This window comes from Stenotrophomonas sp. YJH_SMC_21 (assembly GCF_059369555.1).
The window spans coordinates 261727-280968 of the sequence record NZ_JCAFSU010000003.1; the positions used below are offsets into that span (position 1 = coordinate 261727).

Genomic DNA, 19242 nt, shown 5'->3' on the forward strand with positions numbered 1-19242 from the left:
GGCGCGGCCGCGACTCCGCCGTGACGTGGCTGCGCTACATTTCCCCCATCGGACCCGATGGAGCTGGCATGAAGCGTTCCGCGAGCGACCTGCACGATCTGGCTACCCAACGCCCGGAGTCATTGGAGGCGTACTGGATGCCGTTCACCGCCAACCGCCAGTTCAAGGCCGCGCCGCGCATGCTGGTACGCGCCGAAGGCATGCACTACGAGGACGTCGACGGTCGCCAGATCCTCGATGGCACCGCCGGCCTCTGGTGCTGCAACGCGGGCCATGCCCGCCCACGCATCGTCGAGGCCATCGTCGAGCAGGCACGCACGCTCGACTACTCGCCGGCCTTCCAGATGGGCTCACCGCCGGCCTTCGCGCTGGCGCAGCGACTGGCCGCATTGGCGCCGACGCCACTGAACCATGTGTTCTTCACCAGCTCCGGCTCGGAGGCGGTGGATACCGCGATGAAGATCGTGCTGGCCTACCACCGCCAGCGTGGCGAGGGCCAGCGCACGCGTTTCATCAGCCGCGAGAAGGCCTACCACGGCGTGGGCTTCGGCGGCATGGCGCTGGGCGGCTTGCCCAACAACCGCAGGGCGTTCGGCCTGCAGCTGGGCGGCGTGGACTACCTGCGCCACACCCTGGACCTGCAGCGCAATGCGTTCAGCAAAGGCCTGCCGCGCCAGGGCGCCGAGCTGGCCGATGACCTGGAACGACTGATCGCACTGCATGATGCCTCAACCATCGCGGCGGTCTTCGTCGAACCCATTGCCGGTTCCGCCGGGGTGATTCTGCCGGCGCCGGGCTACCTGCAGCGCCTGCGCGAGCTGTGCGACCACCACGGCATCCTGCTGGTGTTCGATGAGGTCATCACCGGTTTCGGCAGGGTCGGCATGCCATTCGCCGCACAGCGCTTCGGGGTCACCCCCGACCTGCTGACCTTCGCCAAGGCGGTCAGCAACGGCGCAGTGCCGCTGGGCGGCGTGCTGGCCAGCGACGCGGTGCATGCAACCCTGATGCAGGCACCGCCACAGGCCATCGAGCTGTTCCATGGCTATACCTGTTCGGGGCATCCGCTGGCCTGCGCGGCCGCACTGGCCACGCTGGAGGTCTACGCCGAGGAGCGCCTTTTCGAGCGCGCCATCGAGCTGGGCGAGTACTGGCAGGAACGGCTGCATGCGCTGCAGGGCCTCCCCAACGTGATCGACATCCGCAACTTCGGCCTGGTCGGCGCGGTCGAGCTGGCGCCTCGCCGCGATGCGCCGGGCAGCCGGGGCTACGAGGTCTATCGGCGCTGCTTCCACGACGGCGGGCTGCTGGTGCGCTGTACCGGTGACATCATCGCGCTGTCGCCCCCGCTGATCGTGGACAAGGCGCAGATCGACCAGATCACCGGCACGCTGGGCGAGATGATCCGGGCCACTGCCTGAGCCCTGGCCGGCGGCGGCGAGCGGGTACAATGGGCGGTTCCGCTCCTGCTCGCTGCCGTGCCCATGGATATCGTCGTCAAAGAAGAACTCAAGGCCTATATCGACCCGCTGACTGCGGACGAACATGACGCGCTGGAGCGCAGCATCCTGGCCGAGGGCTGTCGTGACGCGCTGGTCCTGTGGGGCAACGTACTGGTCGACGGCCACAACCGCTTCGGCATCTGCCAGAAGCATGGCCTGCCCTTCAACACCGTACAGAACACCCGCTTCCAGAGCATGGAAGACGTGCACCTGTGGATGATCGAGCAGCACCTGGGCCGTCGCAGCGTGTCCGACTTCCAGCGCGGCGTGCTGGCGCTGCGCAAGCGCGACATCCTGGCCGCCCGCAAGCAGATCGAGCAGGCGCAGCTGCAGCGCGAGAGCGATGGCACTGCCGACGTCACCGATGAGGCCGGTGAAGACAGCCCGCCGTGGGAACCGGCGCCGAAGATCAGCCGCGCCGAGCTGGCCCGCGAAGCCAAGCTGAGCACCAGCCAGGTTGGCATGATCGAGCGCATCCACGCCCAGGCCGCGGCCGAGGTGGTGGAAGCGGTCAAGGCCGGCGTGATCTCGATCAGCGCCGCCGCCGCCGTGGCTGACCTGCCGGAAGAAGAGCAGCGCGCCGCCGCCGCCGGTGGCAAGGACGAGCTGAAGCAGGCCGCCAAGCGCGTGCGCGAGTCCAAGCGCAAGCCGCGTGCGCCGAAGCCGGAAGCAGCCGAGATGGATTTCGAGGAGGTAAATGAGGACGAGATCGCCAGCCGCGATGCCGAGGTGCTGTCGGCGCTGGAGCAGCTGGGCGAGGACGCACCGGCGCTGCGCCGTCGGGTGGTCGCGCTGACCCGCGAGAACGACACCCTGCGCGCGCAACTGGCCGCGCTGCGCAAGCAACTGGAAGCGCTCTGAACCAAGGGGTAGTGCCGGCCGCTGGCCGGCAACGCCATGAACGTATCGGGTGCGTTGAGGATGCCGGCCAGCGGCCGGCACTACCAGATGCTCATGCCGTGCCGGTTAGACTTCCGGCATGACGTCTGCCAACGATCCGCGCCGCGCTCAGCTGCGGCGCCTGAAAGCCCTCGCGCTGGGCCTGCTGCTGTTGATGCTGGCCGGTTTCGCGGTCAGCCACTGGCAGGGCGAGCGCGGCATCTGGGCCTGGGTTTCGGCGTTCTGCGAGGCCGCAGCCGTGGGCGCACTGGCCGATTGGTTCGCCGTGGTCGCGCTGTTCCGGCGGCCGATGGGCCTGCCGATCCCGCACACCGCGATCATCCCGCGCAGCAAGGAACGCATCGGCGACAGCCTTGCGCTGTTCGTGCGCGACCAGTTCCTGGAGCCGGGCGTGCTGCTGGCCAAGCTGCAGGTGTTCGATCCGGCCAGCCGCCTCGGCAGCTGGCTGGCCGACCCGGCACGCTCGCGCATGCTGGCCGACATGGCCCGCGGCTGGGCGCTGCAGGCACTGGATTTCTTCGACGAAACCGCCGTGCGCCGGCAGCTGCACGGCTTCGTTGTGCAGCAGCTGCGGCAGTGGAATGCCGCTGCCACTGCCGGTGAACTGCTGGCCCTGCTGACCGCCGATGGTCGCCACCAGCGCGTGCTGGACGAAGGCCTGCAGCGGCTGGGCCGCTGGCTCGAGCAGCCCGAGGTGAAAGAACGCGCCTCGCAGCTGATCGTGCGTTACATCCAACGCGAATGGCCGACGCTGTCGAGCACGGTGAACTGGGTCAAGCCGATTGACGAGATCGGCGACAGCCTGGCCGAGCGCCTGGCCCGCGCGGTACTGGAAGAGCTGCAGCAGGTACTGGCCGAGCCGCAGCATCCGCTGCGCCAGGACTACGAGAGCTGGCTGCAGAATTACGTGCAGCGCCTGCGCGAGGACCCGGCCCTGGCCGAGCGCATCGAACAGCTCAAGCAGGAAATGATCGACCATCCGGCCCTGCAGGACTACGTGCAGGGGTTGTGGGCGCGCATCCACGCCAGCCTGCGCGCGGACCTGCAGCGCGAGGACTCGGCGCTGGTCGGCCACCTGCAGCGCAGCCTGGGTTCGCTCGGTGCCAGCCTGCAGGCCGACCCGGCGCTGCGCGAGGCCCTCAACCAGCACCTGCTGGAAGGCGCGCAACGCCTGACCGGCCGCCTGCGCGAAGGCGTGACCACGCATATCGCGCAGACCGTGAAGGGCTGGGACGAGCGCCATCTGGTGGAACAGCTGGAACTGAGCGTGGGCCGCGACCTGCAGTTCATCCGGTTCAACGGCACCCTGGTGGGTGGCCTGATCGGCCTGCTGCTGCATGCGGCGACAGTGGTGTTCAGGTTCTAGGCCTCAACGCGCCCCTCGGGTCATCACGCTTGATTCATAAAATGCGAATGCCTATCATTTACTGATCGGTTGTACGCTTAGCCAATCGGGTGCGGGAGACGCACCCATCGCCCGTGTACATCCCCGACCTCTGGACTGCCCGTCTGCGCGGGCCGTGCTTTGTCGATGGGACACGCTGGGCGACATGCGCAGGGCGCAAGGGGGCCGCGGACGCGTTCCATCCCCTCTCCTACCTGCAGGAATGCCGTGGACCGCTCGCCCGCAACCGCCAGCCCCCGCACCTTCTTTTCCAACCCGCGCTGGGGCGTGCTGTCACGCTCGTTGGCCGCGATCTTCGGCGGTTACGCGCTGGCTTCGGTGACCAGCGTGTTCTGCGCCGTGGCCCTGCCCGGCGCACGTGGCCAGACCGTGCTGACCGGCATGCTGCTGGCCATCCTGGTCGCCGCCTGTGCGGCACTGTGGGCATTCGCCACCCGCAGCGCGCTGCGCGCCTGGGTCGGCATCCTCGCGCCCGCGCTGCTGATGGCCGCCATTGCGCGCCTGATGGGGGCCTGGGCATGAAGAACGGATTCCGCCAGTCGATGGCCTGGCTGCACACCTGGACCGGGCTGCTGGTTGGCTGGTTGCTGCTGCTGATCTTCATGGCTGGCACGGCCAGCTACTACCGGGAGGAAATCAGCCGCTGGATGCGGCCGGAACTGCCGTCCAGCAACGTCAGCATCGACGTCGCCGCACAGCGCGCGGTGGACTACCTGCAGGCCAACGCCGCGCAGGCCGAAAACTGGTTCGTCACACTGCCGCAGCCGCGCAACCCGGCCATGCAGATGTTCTGGCGGTTGCCGCCGGAACTGGCCGATCCCAGCCGTGGCCGCCGCAGTGGCTTCGGCGACGCCACGCTGGACCCCAACACCGGCCAGGCATTGAAAGCGCGCGAGACCCGCGGCGGCGACTTCTTCTATCGCCTGCACTTCGACCTGCACTACATCCCGGTGCTGTGGGCACGCTATCTGGTCGGCTTCTGCGCGATGTTCATGCTGGTGGCGATCATCACCGGCGTCATCACCCACAAGAAAATCTTCAAGGACTTCTTCACCTTCCGCAAGGACAAGGGCCTGCGTTCCTGGCTTGATTTCCACAACGTCAGCGCGGTGATGGCCCTGCCCTACCACGCGATGATCACCTACACCGGCATTGTGACGTTGATGATCATGTACCTGCCGTGGGGGGTGAAGGTGGCCTACCCGCAGGACGAGGACGCGTTCTTCTTCGAGGCCTTCGGCGGCCTCCCGGAAGTGACCGCGCCCGCCGAGGGCCACGCCACGCCGTTGCCGATCGCACAACTGCTGGACAGCGCGCGCGCGCATTGGCACGGCGTGGAGGTGGCCGGCTTCACCGTGTCCAATCCGGGCGCGGCCAATGCGGTGATCGACATCCGCCAGCGCGACGGCAAGCGCCTGTCCATCGACACCCCGGCCGTGCGTTACGACATGGTCAGCGGTGCTCTGCTTGAGGAAACGCCGCCTTCCGGCGGTGCCACCGCCACCCGCGGCGTGCTGTACGGCCTGCACCTGGCGCGTTTTGCCGACTGGGGCCTGCGTGCACTGTTCTTCCTGTCCGGCCTGGTCGGCTGCCTGATGGTGGCCAGCGGCGTGGTGCTGTGGGCGGTGAAGGAACGCCCGAAGCATGCCAAGAGCGGCCGCACCGGCTTCGGCCTGCGCCTGGTCGATGCGCTGAACATCGGCACCGTGGCCGGCCTGCCGATCGCCTTCGCCGCCTACTTCTGGGGCAACCGCCTGCTGCCGCTGGACATCGCCGAGCGCTCGAGTGCGGAGGCCAACGTGTTCTTCTACGCCTGGGCCGGCGCGCTGCTGGCCGCCTTCATCTGGCCGAAGCGGATGATGTGGGCGTGGCAGCTCTACCTGGGCGCGGCCGCGTTCGCACTGGTACCGGTGGTCAATGCGCTGACCACGCATGCGCACCTGGGCAACACCCTGCGCAACGGCGACTGGGTATTGGCTGGCTTCGATCTGTCGATGATCGCGTTCGGCGCGATGCTGGCGCTGTGCGGTTGGCGCATGCAGCGCTGGACGCCACCGCTGAGTGCGGCCCAGAAGAAGAAGCGTGCGGCCGCTGCGGCTGCGCCGAAGGCATCGGTGAACACTGCAGAAGCGGCCGAAGCGGAGGCCAGCGCATGATGCTGCTGGCGCTGACCCTGTCGTTCTCTGCGTTTACTGCGCTGTCGCTGGCGATGGAAAAGCACCAGCACGATCTGCACGGCAAGGCTGCAGCCCCCCCGGCACGGCGCACGCAGTGGCGGGTACTGGGCTGGGCACTGCTGGCGGTAGCGTTCGCACTGTGCGTGGCCGACCACGGCTGGGCGATTGGCCCGGTGCTGTGGCTGGGCACGATGACTGTGGGCGGCGTGGCGCTGTCGTTCGGGTTGTATCCGTACCAGCCGAAGTGGATCGTGCCACTGGCGATCGCGCTGCCGGTGTTGGGGCTGGTGGTGGCGTTGCTGTAGCCGGGCCACCGGGGTCGGATCCCTTTCGCGAAGCGCAAGGGCTCTGACCCCTGGTACGTAGATCCAGATGGGGTCAGAGCCCCTGCGCTTCGCGCAGGGGATCCGACCCCGGGCGTCGTGTTACCCCAACCGCTTCAGCTCCCACGCGCGATGGATGCGCGCGTTGCGTTCGAAGTCCGGGCCGATGGTGCGCGCGGTGATCTCGCGGCACTGGGCAAATTCGGCAATGGCGTTTTCTTCCAGCTTGAAGCGGCGGAAGTTGTTCGAGAAGTACAGCACGCCCCCCGGGGCCAGCCGCGCCACCGCCGCACGCAGCAGCTTCAGCTGTTCGCGCTGCACGTCGAAGTCATCGGCGCGTGCGGAGTTGGAGAAGGTCGGCGGGTCACAGAAGATCACGTCGTACTGGCCACGGTCACCTTCCAGCCAGGCCATCGCATCGGCCTGCACCAGAAGGTGCTGGTTGCCGCCCTGCCCGTTCAACGCCAGGTTGTCGTAGCACCACTGCAGGTAAGTGGCCGACAGGTCGACGCTGGTGGTGCTGGCGGCACCAGCCACGGCGGCCTGCACGCTGGCCACGCCGGTGTAGCAGAACAGGTTGAGGAAACGCTTGCCACGCACCTGCTCGGCCATCATCCGGCGCAGCGGGCGATGGTCGAGGAACAGGCCGGTATCGAGGTAGTCGAACAGGTTCACCTGCAGCAGTGCGTTGTTCTCGCGCACCACGATGAATTCATCTCGCTGCTCGAAGCGGCCGTACTTGCTGCCGCCCTTGCCGCGCTCGCGCGACTTCATCGAGACCTGTTCCGGCGGCACGCCGAACACTTCGCGCGCGGCAGCCAGCAGCTCGTTGCGGCGGCGGCGCACGTCGTTCTCGGGAATGGCGGCCGGTGCGGCGTATTCCTGCACGTGCAGGAAGGTACGGCGCTTGCCGCCGTCTTCCTCGTACACGTCGATGGCGGCCGCGTACTCCGGCAGGTCGGCGTCATAGGCGCGGAAGCAGGTGATGTCTTCGCGGGCACGCCAGCTCTTGAACTTCTTCAGGTTCTTGCGCAGGCGGTTGGCCACCATCTGCGCGCCTTCGCTCAGCTCGCGCGGCTGTGCCGGATCACGGCCCGGCACGGCGATCGGGTCGCAGACGATCAGCGCACATTCCAGCGCACCGTTGAACATCTGGTACTTCTTGCCCGCGCGCAGGCCGGTGGCGAAGGCCAGCTCGTCGTTGCCGCACAGCAGGCTGGCGCGCCACTGCGGCACCGCCTTCTGCAGGGCATTGCCCAATGCGCGGTACAGCGCCGGATCCGCAGCCAGGCGCTCGTCGTAGGGCGGGTTGCAGACCACCGCACCGATCTCCTGCTCCGGCGCGGCCAGGTCGGCAACGTCGGCACGGGTGAAACGGATCGCGTGGGCGACGCCCGCGACCTCGGCATTCTCGCGTGCCGCCTGGATCGCGGTCGGATCGATGTCGCTGCCGTGGATGACCGGCTTCAGCGCGGCCAGGCCAGCGGCCTCGCGATCGCGTGCTTCGCTCTGGAGGGTCTTCCAGGCCGCCTTGTCGAAGCCCAGCCAACGGCTCGGCGGCAGGCTGCCGTGGCGCATCAGGCCCGGGGCGACGTCGGCGGCCATCAGCGCGCCTTCGATCAGCAGCGTGCCGCTGCCGCACATCGGGTCCAGCAGGCCGCCACCGGCGGCGTGCAGGCGCGGCCACTGCGCGCGCAGCAGCAGCGCGGCGGCCAGGTTCTCCTTCAGCGGTGCCTCGTGGGCGGCGCCACGCCAGCCACGGCGATGCAGCGGGCCACCGCCGAGGTCGATCGACAACGAAGCGCGGCCCTTGCGCAGCGACAGGTTGACGCGCACATCGGGCAGATCGGTGTTGACCGAAGGGCGCTCCAGGCCTTCATCGCGCATGCGGTCGACGATGGCGTCCTTGATCCGCTGCGCGGCGAAGCGGGCATGGGTGATCTTGTCGCCGGACACGTGTGCGTCCACCGCCAGGGTCATCTCCGGCTTGATGTGCTCGTGCCACGGCAGCGCACGCACGCCGTCATACAGGGCCTGCTCGTCCGGGCACTCGAACTCGTCGATCGGCCACAGCACGCGGCTGGCCAGGCGCGACCACATCACGATCCGCAGCGCCTGCTCCAGTTCGCCCTCGGCGTTGACGCCGGCAATGGTGGCAGTGGCCTTGCCAAGGCCCAGGGCCGACAGTTCATCGGCAAGCAGGTATTCCAGGCCCTTGGCGCAGGAGACGAAGAATTTCACGGGATCGGTTCGCAGGTGGTCGGGCGCGGCACAGGGGCCGGGCCGGTCGGAAAGGAGGGCCGTAGGCACGGCCGGCAGGCCCGCGCCAGGGGCGGCGGGGCTGCCATTGTAGTCAATGCGGGCGGGCGCGCCGTGCGCCCGGGCTTCACAGTTGCCGCAACAGGCGCTCGAAGGCCTGCGCGGAGGCCTCCACGTGGCGTTCCAGGCGGTGGCCGTCGTCGACCAGCAGCAGCTGCGCCGAACGCGCCTGCGCCCAGGCGATCACCCCGGCGGCCGGGACCACATCGTCATGCCAGGCCTGCACCACAGTGGTCGGCACGGCGGCGGCATCCAGCACCGGCATCGGGCCCATGGTGGTGGGCGGCACCATCAGGAACAGGCCGGCCACCGGCACCTGCAGCGAGGCGATGGCGGAGATGTAGGCGCCCAGGCTGGAGCCGGCCAGCACCACCGGGCCCTGCCGGGCGGCGATGGCGGTGCGTTCAACCAGGCGGCGCAGGCGGGTCGGCACGTCGCCCACCCGGCTGACCTCGCTCATCGCGTCCAGGTCGGTGTAGTCCGGGCGCTCATGGGTCCAGCCCAGGCGCTGCGCCACGTCGGCCAGCGCGGTGACCTTGGTCGCCTCCGGGCCGCTCTCGAAGCCGTGGGACAGGATGCAGTGGCCGCGGCTCATGCGCGCGCTCCGTGGGCGCGGGCCAACCAGGAAAGAGAAGGCAGGTTCATGCCGCAATGCTAGCATCGCCCGATGCCCAACCCGCTCCTGCCCGGCCTGCAGCTGCAGCCCCTGCCCTACGAAGACCGCCTGCCACTGCGCGACCCGGCCACGCTGGAGATGGTGGTGATCCACTGCACCGAGCTGCCCGACCTGGCGATGGCCCGCGAGTACGGCGAGCGTGTGCTGTACGACAGTGGTGCCGGCAACAGCGGGCATTTCTACATCGACCGCGATGGCAGCGTGGTGCAGTACGTGGCACCGGAACGGGTGGCCCACCACGTGCGCGGCATGAACGCGCATACGCTGGGTATCGAACTGGTCAATACCGGGCGCTACCCGCACTGGTTCGACAGCCGTCACCAGGCGATGGACGAGGCCTACACCGAGGCGCAGCTGGAAGCGCTGGAGCAGCTGCTGTTGGCGCTGGTGGCACGCTATCGGTCGCTGCAGCGGATTGCCGGGCATGACCAGCTGGATCGGGAGCAGGTGCCGGCCAGCGATGATCCGACGCTGATGGTGGCGCGCAAGCGTGATCCGGGGCCGTTGTTCCCGTGGGCGCGGGTGCTGGCGAAGGTGCCGCTGCAGCCGGTTGGGTAAGCGGCAGGGCTGCGCCCTGCACCCGCAGAAGCAACGTCAACGTCAACGTCAAGAGCTGGCATTCCGGGGGATGGCGGGGTGGGTCCGGTTGCGGGGGACGCCGTAAACCCGTCCATGGGGGCTTGGCCGCGGCGTCCATGCCGCGGACACCCCCGCAACCGGACCCACCCCGCCTTCGACAGATTTCTGCCGCTGTTGGTGGGTGCCGACCTTGGTCGGCACGGGGTCAGAGCCGTTTTCCGTTGGAAAACGGATCCGACCCCGCGCTTCTCAGGCGCCGGTCGCCACCGGGCGGCTGCTGTCGCTCACCCAACCGCTCCAGGAGTCGGCGTAGATGCGTGCGCCGCTCAGGCCTGCGCTTTCCATCGCCAGCAGCAGGTGGCAGGCGGTCACCCCGGAGCCGCACATCAGCACCACCTGCTGCGGATCACGGTTGCCGATCACACCCTGCAGTTCGACGCGCAGTTCCTGTGCATCGCGCAGCCGGCCGTCGGCCACGTTCAACGCAAACGGACGGTTGACCGCGCCGGGTACGTGGCCGGCGACCGGGTCCAGCGGCTCGACTTCGCCGCGGAAGCGTTCGCCCGCGCGTGCGTCGACCAGCCAGCCCGGCGCGTGCTTCAGGCGTGCGCTGATCTCCTCGGCATTGGCGATCCGGGTGGTGTCGAAACGGCCCGGGTAAGCCGGCAGCGTGGTCACCTCGTCCGGCCCCGTCGCCAAAGGTTGCCCTGCGGCCTGCCACGCGGCGATACCACCATCGAGCACGGCCACCTTGCTGTGCCCGATCAGGCGCAGCAGCCACCACAGGCGCGAGGCGGCCATGCTGCCGTCGCTGCCGTCGTAGACCACCACCTGCGTGTCAGGACCGATACCCCACTGGCCGAGCTTCGCGGCGAAGGCATCGCTGTCCGGCAGCGGATGGCGACCATGGCCGACGCGCGACAGATCGGACAGGTCACGATTCAGATCGGCATACACCGCTCCCGGGATATGACCTGCCAGGTACTGGCCGCTACCCGCCTGCGGATCGGCCAGCGAGGAACGCGCATCAACCACGCGCACCGCGGTGCTGGCGGTGGCGCGTGCGTCGACCACGCGGATGCCCTCGCCCAACGCGGCAGCCAGGGTGGCGACATCGACCAGGGTGGTCCACGGCGGATCGATCGGGTTCATTGCACTTGCTCCAGGCGGCGACGCAGGTTGTAGAGAATGGCCGCGGTGGCGCCCCAGATGCGCTGGCCGGGCCAGCTGTACTCAAGGACGTGACGGATGCGGCCGCGATGGTTGATTTCGACCTGGCGCAGGTTGTCCGCCGCCATCAGGTAGTCCAGCGGCACCTCGAACACCTCGGCCACTTCGCTGGGCTGCGGCACCGGCACGAAGTCCGGATCGACCACCGCCACCACCGGGGTGACCCGATAGCCGGTGATCGTCACGAAGGGATCGAGATAGCCCAGCGCCTGCACCTGGCCCGGAGCCAAGGCGATTTCTTCCTGGCTCTCGCGCAATGCTGCCGCCAGTGCGTCGCGGTCGTCGGGCTCGGTGCGGCCGCCGGGGAATCCGACCTGGCCACCGTGCGTGCGCAGGGTTTCGGTGCGACGGGTGAGGATCACCTGCGCGCCACTGGCGCGGGGCACGATTCCCGCGAGCACGGCCGCTTCCACCGGAGGCCCGGGCGGCAGCAGATCGATCAGTTCGCTGCGGTTCCAGCCATCGCCGGCCGGCGGATCGGCCAACGGATGCAGCGCGCGCATCAAACGTTCGTGGTCGGCCAGCGAGCCGCGCAGTGATTGCTGGAGCTGCGCCCGCAACGGCTGCACGCGATGCAGGATGCGACTGCGTTCGTCGTTGCTCATCGACGGCCACCGTGCGATTTCATCGATATGACGTCCGCAGCCGGTGCACCGCCGGTGCGGATCCAGCGTGCACACTCCGATGCAGGGACTTGCGACAACACGCGCCGTTTCTTCCATTGTTTGCACCCGGCAACAGTAGCGCGAACGGGCTGAATTTGCGCGGGTCGGCCGGTCGGACGGTAGAGTCGACTGTCAGTCGACTCGCGCGCGCAGCGCGGGCGTTTCCCCGATGTGACCCAAGAGCAGTCGACTGACAGTCGACTCTACCGTCAGGCACTGCGCAAACAAAAACGCGCCGGTGGGATCACCGGCGCGTTTGGTTTACTGCTTCGATTTACTTGACGCTGACCAGCTTGATCTCGAACTGCACAGCCACGTTCGGCGGGAACGGGGTGCGCGGGTCCGCACCGTAGGCCTGGTCCGGCGGCAGGGTGACTTCCCACTTCGAGCCGGCCGGCATCTGCAGCAGGGTCTCGCGCATGGCCTTCATTTCGACTTCGCTGACCTTGATCGACGGGATCTGCTGGGCCGGGCGGGCTTCGGTCGGGCGCTGGCCGTACGGGAACGGACCGGCCACTTCCAGCTGCACGGTGCTGGCCTGGGTCGGCTTGGCACCCTTGCCGGCTTCGATCACGCGGTACTGGACGCCGCTCGGCAGCGACTGCACGCCGGCCTTGGCCTTGTTCGCCGCGATGAACTGATCGCTCTTGGTCTTGTTTTCGGCAGCAGCCTTCTCGTACTCGGCCTTGGCAGCCTGGGCACGGCCCTGCTCGCGCTTCTGGAACGCTTCAACGGCCGGCTTCAGCTGCTCGGCGGTGATCGCCGGCTGCTTCTTGGCGTAGGCATCCTGCAGGCCCTTCACCACCGAGTTGATGTCCAGCTGCTCACCACGACCGGTCAGCTCCGCCAGGTTGTTGCCGTAGTCGTAACCGAAGTAGTAGCTCAGCTTGCCCTTTTCGGACGAGACGTCCTGGGCGAAGGCATTGCCCGTCAGGGCCAGGGCCGCGACGGCGACCGCGATAGAACGCAACTTCATCAAACAGTTCTCCAGGGGTGGTAACTCAGGGACGTTCTGCGCCGCCCTGAGGCGACGGGTTAGGATAACGGGCGCAACGTGTAACCGCTACTCACGATGCAGGCTATGACCCGTCTGCGTTCGCGGAGTTCAATATCACTTTTTTTTAACGTTCCAGGAGTTTCCCCGTGGCCGATGCCTTGATCGCTGTCACCGACGACGGCGCCATCCGCACCGTGACCGTCCAGCGCCCGGACAAGCTCAACGCCCTGAACGCCGCGACCCTGCAGGCCCTGGCCGAGGCCTTCAGCGCCGCCGCCGCAGACCCGGAGATCCGCGTGGTGGTGCTGACCGGTGCCGGCCCGAAGGCGTTCGTGGCTGGCGCTGACATCGCCGAGATGAACACACTCAGCGCGGTTCAGGGACGTGATTTCTCGCTGCTGGGCCAGGCCCTGATGCGCCAGATCGAGCGCATGCCCAAACCGGTCATCGCCCGCGTCAACGGTTTTGCCCTGGGCGGCGGCCTGGAACTGGCCATGGCCTGCCACCTGCGCATTGCCGCCGATACCGCCAAAGTCGGCCAACCGGAAATCAATCTCGGGCTGATTCCCGGCTTCGGCGGCAGCCAGCGCCTGCTGCGCCTGTGCGGCCGCGCCGCCACCCTGGAGCTATGCCTGCTGGGTGCACCGATCAATGCCGCACGTGCGCTGGAACTGGGGATCGTCAACGAGGTGGTACCGGCCGACGCGCTGGACAACCGCGTGCAGGACATCGCCCGGCAGCTGGCACGCTCGGCGCCGCTGGCCCTGCGCGGCCTGCTCGATGCGGTGCACGTGGGCGGCGAATGCAGCCTGGAAGCCGGGCTGGAATACGAAAGCGCACAGTTCGGCCTGCTGTTCGCCACCGAGGACATGCGCGAGGGAACCAGCGCCTTCCTGCAGCGCCGCCCGCCGGCCTTCCAGAACCGCTGACGCCATGGCATCCCGACCCAACCCCGCGCAGCTGTTTGCCCGGGTCCAGGCAGACGATCTCGACGGCGCCCTGCAGGCCGGGCTGATGGACTATGTCGCCCGCGCCGACGACGCGCAGTTGCTGCCCGGCCACCCGGAACTCCCGCAGCGGTTGCAGCAGGCCCAGCAGCAGCTTCAGGCCGCCTGGGCGGCACGCGAACGCTACCGCGCCCGTGCGGTGCGACTGGCCCGCCGCGAAGCCGAACGCGACGCGCGGCGCACGCCCGCCCCGGCGCCGGACGTGAAGCCCGCCCTGCCCGCCGCAGCCGCCGCCATCCTCGCCCGGGCCAAGGCCCGCGCCAGCGGCAAGGAGCAGTAATGGCGACCACGAAGAAAACCGCACGCGCCCCGGCGCGGCGTGGCGGCACGATGCCGCGCGCCGACGTGGTGGAGATGTTCACCCGCCTGCGCGAACTCAACCCGCACCCGAAGACCGAACTGGAGTACAGCTCGCCGTTCGAGCTGCTGGTGGCGGTGGCGCTGTCGGCGCAGGCCACCGACGTCGGCGTCAACAAGGCCACGCGCCGCCTGTTCCCGGTGGCCAACACGCCGGCGAAGATCCTCGCGCTTGGCGAAGAAGGACTTAAGCAGTACATCGCCACCATCGGCCTGTTCAACGCCAAGGCGAAGAACGTGATCGCCACCTGCGCGATCCTGCTGGAAAAGCATGGTGGTGAAGTGCCGCGCGATCGCGATGCGCTGGAAGCACTGCCGGGCGTGGGCCGCAAGACCGCCAACGTGGTGCTCAACACCGCCTTCGGCGAGCCGGTGATGGCGGTGGACACGCATATCTTCCGCGTCTCCAACCGTACCGGCCTGGCCCCGGGAAAGAATGTGCGCGAAGTGGAAGACAAGCTGGTGAAGGTGATCCCCGCCGAATTCCTGCTCGACGCGCATCACTGGCTGATCCTGCACGGACGTTATGTGTGCAAGGCGCGCAAGCCGGATTGCCCGGGATGCGTGATCGCCGATCTGTGCCGGTTCAAGGACAAGACCCCAGCCGAGTGACGGCCGCATCCATGCAGGGCGTGGATCGACTGCAACCAAGGCGCAATCCGGGCGTCATACGCAAGCGGGTTCAATGGCAGGCCCTGTCGTGACGGGGCCTGCGGTGGATGTCTGCCGCGCGTGAACTGTCACATTTACGCAATCTTTACCTTCTAGCCTGCGCGCATCTTCCCACCTGCCTGCAAGGCTCCTCTCCATGAAACTGCATCACCAACTCCTTACGGTGGCCGTGGCTGCTGCGCTGTATGTGCCGGCTGCACACGCCGAAGTCGCCATCGACGTGATCGGCGGTTCGGAAATCACCTTCGAAGGCCTGGTCCAGGCCGATGGCAACTGGTTCCACAACGATGTGGTCGACCTCAACGGTGGCGACGCCGGCAACGGCAAGAACAGCGAATTCGAACTGCGTCGCGCCGAGCTGGTGCTGAAGGGCAAGGGCCCGGGCAACGTGGAGTGGGTGGTCGGCTATGACGCCAAGGCCGACAAGTTCCTCGACACCAACGTGAAGTACAAGCTGCTGGGCAACGCCAACCACTTCCTGCAGCTGGGCCAGTTCAAGCAGCCCAACAGCCTGGAAGAACTGTCCAGCACCAAGAACAACGATTTCATTTCCAAGGCAGCGGTCACCAACACCTATGCCATCGCCCGCCGCCTGGGCGGCGCGTACAGCTACGGCCAGGACAACTGGTCGGTGACTGCCAGCGCCTTCGGCCGCGAGCTGACCCGCAACCTGGCCCACGGCAGCGGCTACGGCGCGCGTGGCACCTGGGCCCCGATCAATGAAAAGGGCCAGGTCCTGCACTTCGGCCTGAGCTACGTCAACTACGACACCGACGCCGACACCCTGCGCGTGCGTGCACGTCCGAATGCCGACCTCGCCACGGCCCGCCTGGTCGACAGTGGCAACCTGACCGACACCGACCGCGTCAGCACCATCGGTGCCGAAGCGATGTACTTCCAGGGCCCGTTCAAGGCCCAGGCCGAGTACTACACCAGCAAGGCCAAGCGCTACGACCACGACAACTACACCAGCGACGGCTATTACATCAGCGGCGTGTGGAACGTCACCGGCGAGACCTGGAGCTACAAGGGCGGCACCCCGGGCACCGGCCTGCCGAACAACCCGGCCGGCGGCCAGTGGCAGCTGGGCGTGCGCTACGACCACATGGACCTCAATGACGGCAACCTCGCCGCCAACCCGGTTGCCGGTCGCCCGCCGATCGTCGATGGCGTGCTGGGTGGCAAGATGGACATCTGGACCGTGGGCGCCAACTGGTACCTGCGTTCCAACTTCAAGCTGATGCTCAACTACGTGATGGTCGACAGCAAGAAGTACAGCTCCACGGCGCGCGGTTTCGTCAATGATGATCCCAACATCCTGGAAGCCCGCGCGCAGTTCTTCTGGTAAGTCCAGCCCCCTGCGTTGACCCGCGAAGGCACGGCCCCGGCCGTGCCTTCGTCGTTGCATCGGTAGCCGCGCTGCCCTGCCGGCGCAGCGGACGTGACATCGCTCATGACGCGTGTCACGCCCGCGTCATATGACAGACGCGGGGGTGTCACGCAACCGTTATGGAATGTGCACCGAAACGTCGGGCAACCGCCCTTCGACCACCACCCCAGGAGTCTCCCCGTGATCCACGCCTTCAAGTCGCGCGCCGCTGTCGCCATCCTGGCCGCATCGTCCGTGTTCGCCGCCAACGCCGCCGATATCACCGGCGCGGGCGCATCGTTCATCTACCCGGTCATGTCCAAGTGGTCGGCCGACTACAGCACCGCAACCGGCAACAAGGTCAACTACCAGTCCATCGGTTCCGGCGGCGGCATTGCCCAGATCAAGGCCAAGACCGTTGATTTCGGCTCCTCCGACGCGCCGCTGAAGCCGGAAGACCTGGCTGCTGCGGGCCTGGCGCAGTTCCCGTCGGTGATCGGCGGCGTGGTGCCGGTGGTCAACGTGGCCGGCATCGCGCCGGGCGCGCTGAAGCTGGACGGCGCGGTGCTGGCCAACATCTTCCTGGGCAAGATCAAGACCTGGAACGACCCGGCCATCGCCGCGCTGAACCCGGGCGTGACCCTGCCCAACGCCAAGGTCACCGTGGTGCATCGTTCGGACGGCTCGGGCACCACCTTCAACTTCGTCAATTACCTGTCCAAGGTCAGCCCGGAGTGGAAGAGCTCGGTCGGTGAAGGCACCTCGGTGCAGTGGCCGGCCGGCATCGGCGGCAAGGGCAACGAAGGTGTTGCCGCCTATGTGAAGCAGATCAAGGGCGGCATCGGCTATGTCGAACTGTCCTACGCGCTGCAGAACAAGCTCTCCTACACCGCGATGAAGAACGCCGCCGGCAAGTTCGTGCAGCCGAGCGACGCCTCGTTCGCAGCCGCTGCCGCCAGCGCCGACTGGGCCAACGCCCGCGACTTCTACCTGGTGATGACCAACGCGCCGGGCGCCGAGTCCTGGCCGATCACCGCCACCAACTTCATCCTGGTGCAGAAGACGCCGAAGAATGCTGCCAATGGCAAGGCGACCCAGGAGTTCTTCCGCTGGGTCTACAAGAATGGCGACGCCCAGGCCCGCCAGCTGGACTACGTGCCGCTGCCGGACAGCCTGGTCCGCCAGATCGAGACCTACTGGTCGCAGAACCTGAAGTAAGCGCGTTCCCCCGCAGGAACGGGGGCGGCGGGTCCTCTCTCCCCCGCCGCTCCCACCCGGGCGCGAGATCCTCGAGATCTCGCGCTCTTCTTGTTTTTGGGGGATGGGTCGTGAAGAGCGCTGCGCTTCCAATCTACTGCCCGGAGTCGGCGCAGGGCCCAGCCCGGGACACGCCGTAAACCCCGCTCCGCGGTCCGGCCCAGCCGCTGGCGGCTGTGCGTTCGGGCGCTTGCGAGGCAGTGCCTCGCAGGCAAACCGCCCTCACCCTTGGGGGCTCGTCCACGGCATCCATGCCGTGGACGGTCCTGCACGCCCTGGCCCACCGCCTCTCGACTGTTCATCGGGGGCGCGGTGGGGTCATGGAAGGCAGGAGCAAAGGCAGGAGCGTTTGTAGAGACGAGCCCACGCTCGGCTGGGTGCTGGAGCGTGCGGACCAACGGTCCGCACCTACCGAGAACAGGGAGCAGTCGAGCATGGCTCAACTCTACAAGGGCCAACCGACCGTCATATCGGTGCGCAGATCGGGGGTTTCCGGGCACCTGCCGGATCGGCGCCAATCCTGTGAAACCCTTGTCAGAACGTGATCCAGGACACCCCTGTCATGGTCGTAATACGGCTGTAACAAAAACATCATTTCATAGCCGCATCCGCCGACCACGTCGGCTCTTCCCCGCTATGGAGTGACCATGAAACTGCACTCGGCCGGCCTCGCCGCCCTTTCCCTGGCCATCGCCCTGGGCCTGTCGGCCTGCGGTGGCGACAAGCAGGCCGCGCAGCAGCCGGCTGCCGACGGCGCCGCCGCCCCGGCCGCTGCCGGTGCCAAGGTGACCGCCGAAGTGTCCGGCGCGGGCGCGTCCTTCATCTTCCCGCTGGTCTCCAAGTGGTCGGCTGACTACAACACCAGCACCGGCGCCAAGATCAACTACCAGTCGATCGGCTCCGGCGGCGGTATTGCCCAGATCAAGGCCGGCACCGTCGACTTCGGTTCCTCCGACAAGCCGCTGAGCAGCGAAGAGCTGGCCCAGGCCGGCCTGGCGCAGTTCCCGTCCGCCATCGGCGGCGTGGTGCCGGTGGTCAACATCGAAGGCCTGGAAGCCGGCAAGCTGCGCCTGAGCGGCGCCCTGCTGGCCGACATCTTCCTGGGCAAGGTCAAGACCTGGAACGACCCGGCCATCGTCGCCGCCAACCCGGGCGTGAAGCTGCCGGACGGCAAGATCACCCTGGTCCACCGTTCGGACGGTTCGGGCACCACCTTCAACTTCTCCAACTACCTGTCCAAGGTCAGCCCGGAGTGGAAGAGCAAGGTCGGCGAAGGCACCTCGGTGCAGTGGCCGGACGGCGTCGGTGGCAAGGGCAATGAAGGCGTGGCTTCCTACGTGAAGCAGATCAAGGGCTCGATCGGCTACGTCGAACTGGCTTACGCGCTGCAGAACGGCATGCCGTACACCGCCATGCAGAACGCGGCCGGCAACTGGGTCGAGCCGAGCGCGGAAACCTTCGCCGCCGCGGCCGCCAGCGCCGACTGGGCCAGCGCCAAGGACTTCAACCTGGTCATCACCAACGCTCCGGGCGAGCAGGCGTGGCCGATCACCGCCACCAACTTCATGCTGATGCAGAAGAAGCCGAAGGACGCCAAGCGCAACCAGGACACCCTGGCCTTCTTCAAGTGGGCCTTCGAAAACGGCCAGGCGCAGGCCAACGAGCTGCACTACGTGCCTCTGCCGGCCGAACTGGTCAAGCAGATCGAGGCCTACTGGGCGACCGACCTGAAGTGATGGACACGACGGTGCCCGCCCCACGCGGGCACCGCTTCTTCCACGCCGTGCCGCCCCGCCCCTTCCTGGCC

General features: G+C 67.7%; 18 protein-coding genes. 13 read left to right on the forward strand and 5 right to left on the reverse strand.

The features are described 5' to 3' along the window. The first annotated feature begins 68 nt into the window (after positions 1 to 68). The 6 genes from aptA to AC5P67_RS06830 all read left to right on the forward strand — a co-directional run bounded on the left by aptA (position 69) and on the right by AC5P67_RS06830 (position 6289). Positions 69 to 1421, forward strand: a complete 1353-nt coding sequence (gene aptA, locus AC5P67_RS06805) for an omega-aminotransferase AptA (RefSeq protein WP_049451321.1) — start codon at positions 69 to 71, stop codon at positions 1419 to 1421. A 63-nt stretch (positions 1422 to 1484) separates the two neighbouring features. After that, on the forward strand, positions 1485 to 2363 hold the full coding sequence (locus AC5P67_RS06810) for a ParB N-terminal domain-containing protein (RefSeq protein WP_111118093.1): 879 nt from the start codon (positions 1485 to 1487) through the stop codon (positions 2361 to 2363). Positions 2364 to 2481: 118 nt separating this feature from the next. Next, positions 2482 to 3768: a DUF445 domain-containing protein gene (locus AC5P67_RS06815; protein ID WP_024958724.1), complete on the forward strand. Its 1287-nt coding sequence runs from the start codon at positions 2482 to 2484 to the stop codon at positions 3766 to 3768. Positions 3769 to 4014: 246 nt separating this feature from the next. Continuing rightward, positions 4015 to 4329, forward strand: coding sequence for a DUF3649 domain-containing protein (locus tag AC5P67_RS06820; RefSeq protein WP_033834719.1), 315 nt, complete (start codon positions 4015 to 4017; stop codon positions 4327 to 4329). Next, the gene (locus AC5P67_RS06825; protein WP_495214412.1) at positions 4326 to 5963 is read left to right on the forward strand and encodes a PepSY domain-containing protein; all 1638 of its coding nucleotides are present in this window, start codon (positions 4326 to 4328) and stop codon (positions 5961 to 5963) included. The genes AC5P67_RS06820 and AC5P67_RS06825 overlap by 4 nt, the downstream gene beginning before the upstream one ends. Beyond that, entirely contained in the window at positions 5960 to 6289 is a 330-nt protein-coding gene (locus tag AC5P67_RS06830) for a DUF3325 domain-containing protein (RefSeq protein ID WP_111118091.1), read from the forward strand. The genes AC5P67_RS06825 and AC5P67_RS06830 overlap by 4 nt, the downstream gene beginning before the upstream one ends. A 120-nt stretch (positions 6290 to 6409) precedes the next feature. Here AC5P67_RS06830 and rlmKL read toward each other — a convergent pair whose 3' ends face one another. Both rlmKL and AC5P67_RS06840 read right to left on the reverse strand, forming a co-directional pair. Further along, on the reverse strand, positions 6410 to 8548 hold the full coding sequence (gene rlmKL / locus AC5P67_RS06835) for a bifunctional 23S rRNA (guanine(2069)-N(7))-methyltransferase RlmK/23S rRNA (guanine(2445)-N(2))-methyltransferase RlmL (RefSeq protein WP_111118090.1): 2139 nt from the start codon (positions 8546 to 8548) through the stop codon (positions 6410 to 6412). 145 nt (positions 8549 to 8693) lie between these two features. Further along, a complete protein-coding gene (locus tag AC5P67_RS06840) occupies positions 8694 to 9221 on the reverse strand; it encodes an alpha/beta hydrolase (protein ID WP_099527142.1) in 528 nt (175 codons plus the stop codon). Positions 9222 to 9293: 72 nt separating this feature from the next. On the opposite strand from AC5P67_RS06840, the gene AC5P67_RS06845 reads away from it, so the two are divergent. Then, complete coding sequence (locus tag AC5P67_RS06845; protein ID WP_111118089.1) at positions 9294 to 9860, forward strand: N-acetylmuramoyl-L-alanine amidase; 567 nt, start codon at positions 9294 to 9296, stop codon at positions 9858 to 9860. A 270-nt stretch (positions 9861 to 10130) separates the two neighbouring features. On the opposite strand, the gene AC5P67_RS06850 is transcribed toward AC5P67_RS06845, so the two are convergent. The 3 genes from AC5P67_RS06850 to AC5P67_RS06860 form a co-directional block, all read right to left on the reverse strand. Beyond that, on the reverse strand, positions 10131 to 11033 hold the full coding sequence (locus AC5P67_RS06850; protein ID WP_076739118.1) for a sulfurtransferase: 903 nt from the start codon (positions 11031 to 11033) through the stop codon (positions 10131 to 10133). Continuing rightward, the gene (locus tag AC5P67_RS06855; protein WP_049395294.1) at positions 11030 to 11833 is read right to left on the reverse strand and encodes a CoA pyrophosphatase; all 804 of its coding nucleotides are present in this window, start codon (positions 11831 to 11833) and stop codon (positions 11030 to 11032) included. The genes AC5P67_RS06850 and AC5P67_RS06855 overlap by 4 nt, the downstream gene beginning before the upstream one ends. Before the next feature lie 217 nt (positions 11834 to 12050). Further along, positions 12051 to 12752: an FKBP-type peptidyl-prolyl cis-trans isomerase gene (locus tag AC5P67_RS06860; RefSeq protein WP_005408797.1), complete on the reverse strand. Its 702-nt coding sequence runs from the start codon at positions 12750 to 12752 to the stop codon at positions 12051 to 12053. 167 nt (positions 12753 to 12919) lie between these two features. Between AC5P67_RS06860 and AC5P67_RS06865 the strand changes: the two genes are divergently transcribed. From AC5P67_RS06865 to pstS (AC5P67_RS06890), 6 genes are all read left to right on the forward strand, one after another. After that, the gene (locus AC5P67_RS06865) at positions 12920 to 13702 is read left to right on the forward strand and encodes an enoyl-CoA hydratase/isomerase family protein (protein WP_012479639.1); all 783 of its coding nucleotides are present in this window, start codon (positions 12920 to 12922) and stop codon (positions 13700 to 13702) included. A 4-nt stretch (positions 13703 to 13706) separates the two neighbouring features. Beyond that, a complete protein-coding gene (locus tag AC5P67_RS06870; protein ID WP_005408795.1) occupies positions 13707 to 14060 on the forward strand; it encodes a hypothetical protein in 354 nt (117 codons plus the stop codon). Next, positions 14060 to 14749 (forward strand): endonuclease III, encoded by a 690-nt coding sequence (gene nth, locus AC5P67_RS06875; RefSeq protein WP_012479638.1) that lies wholly within the window; start codon positions 14060 to 14062, stop codon positions 14747 to 14749. The genes AC5P67_RS06870 and nth overlap by 1 nt, the downstream gene beginning before the upstream one ends. A 196-nt stretch (positions 14750 to 14945) precedes the next feature. Next, positions 14946 to 16157 carry an OprO/OprP family phosphate-selective porin gene (locus tag AC5P67_RS06880; RefSeq protein ID WP_005408793.1) on the forward strand — a complete coding sequence of 404 codons (1212 nt, stop codon included), beginning with the start codon at positions 14946 to 14948 and terminating at the stop codon, positions 16155 to 16157. A 222-nt stretch (positions 16158 to 16379) separates the two neighbouring features. After that, positions 16380 to 17396: a phosphate ABC transporter substrate-binding protein PstS gene (pstS, locus tag AC5P67_RS06885; protein ID WP_012479636.1), complete on the forward strand. Its 1017-nt coding sequence runs from the start codon at positions 16380 to 16382 to the stop codon at positions 17394 to 17396. 686 nt (positions 17397 to 18082) lie between these two features. Continuing rightward, positions 18083 to 19171, forward strand: a complete 1089-nt coding sequence (gene pstS / locus AC5P67_RS06890) for a phosphate ABC transporter substrate-binding protein PstS (protein WP_005408791.1) — start codon at positions 18083 to 18085, stop codon at positions 19169 to 19171. Positions 19172 to 19242: the final 71 nt, after the last annotated feature.

What these genes read in the sequence shown, in the direction of transcription:
- aptA (WP_049451321.1), top strand. Translation starts at nt 69, where the DNA reads ATGAAGCGTTCCGCGAGCGACCTGCACGATCTGGCTACCCAACGCCCG.
- AC5P67_RS06810 (WP_111118093.1), top strand. Translation starts at nt 1,485, where the DNA reads ATGGATATCGTCGTCAAAGAAGAACTCAAGGCCTATATCGACCCGCTG.
- AC5P67_RS06815 (WP_024958724.1), top strand. Translation starts at nt 2,482, where the DNA reads ATGACGTCTGCCAACGATCCGCGCCGCGCTCAGCTGCGGCGCCTGAAA.
- AC5P67_RS06825 (WP_495214412.1), top strand. Translation starts at nt 4,326, where the DNA reads ATGAAGAACGGATTCCGCCAGTCGATGGCCTGGCTGCACACCTGGACC.
- AC5P67_RS06830 (WP_111118091.1), top strand. Translation starts at nt 5,960, where the DNA reads ATGATGCTGCTGGCGCTGACCCTGTCGTTCTCTGCGTTTACTGCGCTG.
- AC5P67_RS06840 (WP_099527142.1), bottom strand. Translation starts at nt 9,221, where the DNA reads ATGAGCCGCGGCCACTGCATCCTGTCCCACGGCTTCGAGAGCGGCCCG.
- AC5P67_RS06845 (WP_111118089.1), top strand. Translation starts at nt 9,294, where the DNA reads ATGCCCAACCCGCTCCTGCCCGGCCTGCAGCTGCAGCCCCTGCCCTAC.
- AC5P67_RS06850 (WP_076739118.1), bottom strand. Translation starts at nt 11,033, where the DNA reads ATGAACCCGATCGATCCGCCGTGGACCACCCTGGTCGATGTCGCCACC.
- AC5P67_RS06855 (WP_049395294.1), bottom strand. Translation starts at nt 11,833, where the DNA reads ATGGAAGAAACGGCGCGTGTTGTCGCAAGTCCCTGCATCGGAGTGTGC.
- AC5P67_RS06860 (WP_005408797.1), bottom strand. Translation starts at nt 12,752, where the DNA reads ATGAAGTTGCGTTCTATCGCGGTCGCCGTCGCGGCCCTGGCCCTGACG.
- AC5P67_RS06870 (WP_005408795.1), top strand. Translation starts at nt 13,707, where the DNA reads ATGGCATCCCGACCCAACCCCGCGCAGCTGTTTGCCCGGGTCCAGGCA.
- nth (WP_012479638.1), top strand. Translation starts at nt 14,060, where the DNA reads ATGGCGACCACGAAGAAAACCGCACGCGCCCCGGCGCGGCGTGGCGGC.
- AC5P67_RS06880 (WP_005408793.1), top strand. Translation starts at nt 14,946, where the DNA reads ATGAAACTGCATCACCAACTCCTTACGGTGGCCGTGGCTGCTGCGCTG.
- pstS (WP_005408791.1), top strand. Translation starts at nt 18,083, where the DNA reads ATGAAACTGCACTCGGCCGGCCTCGCCGCCCTTTCCCTGGCCATCGCC.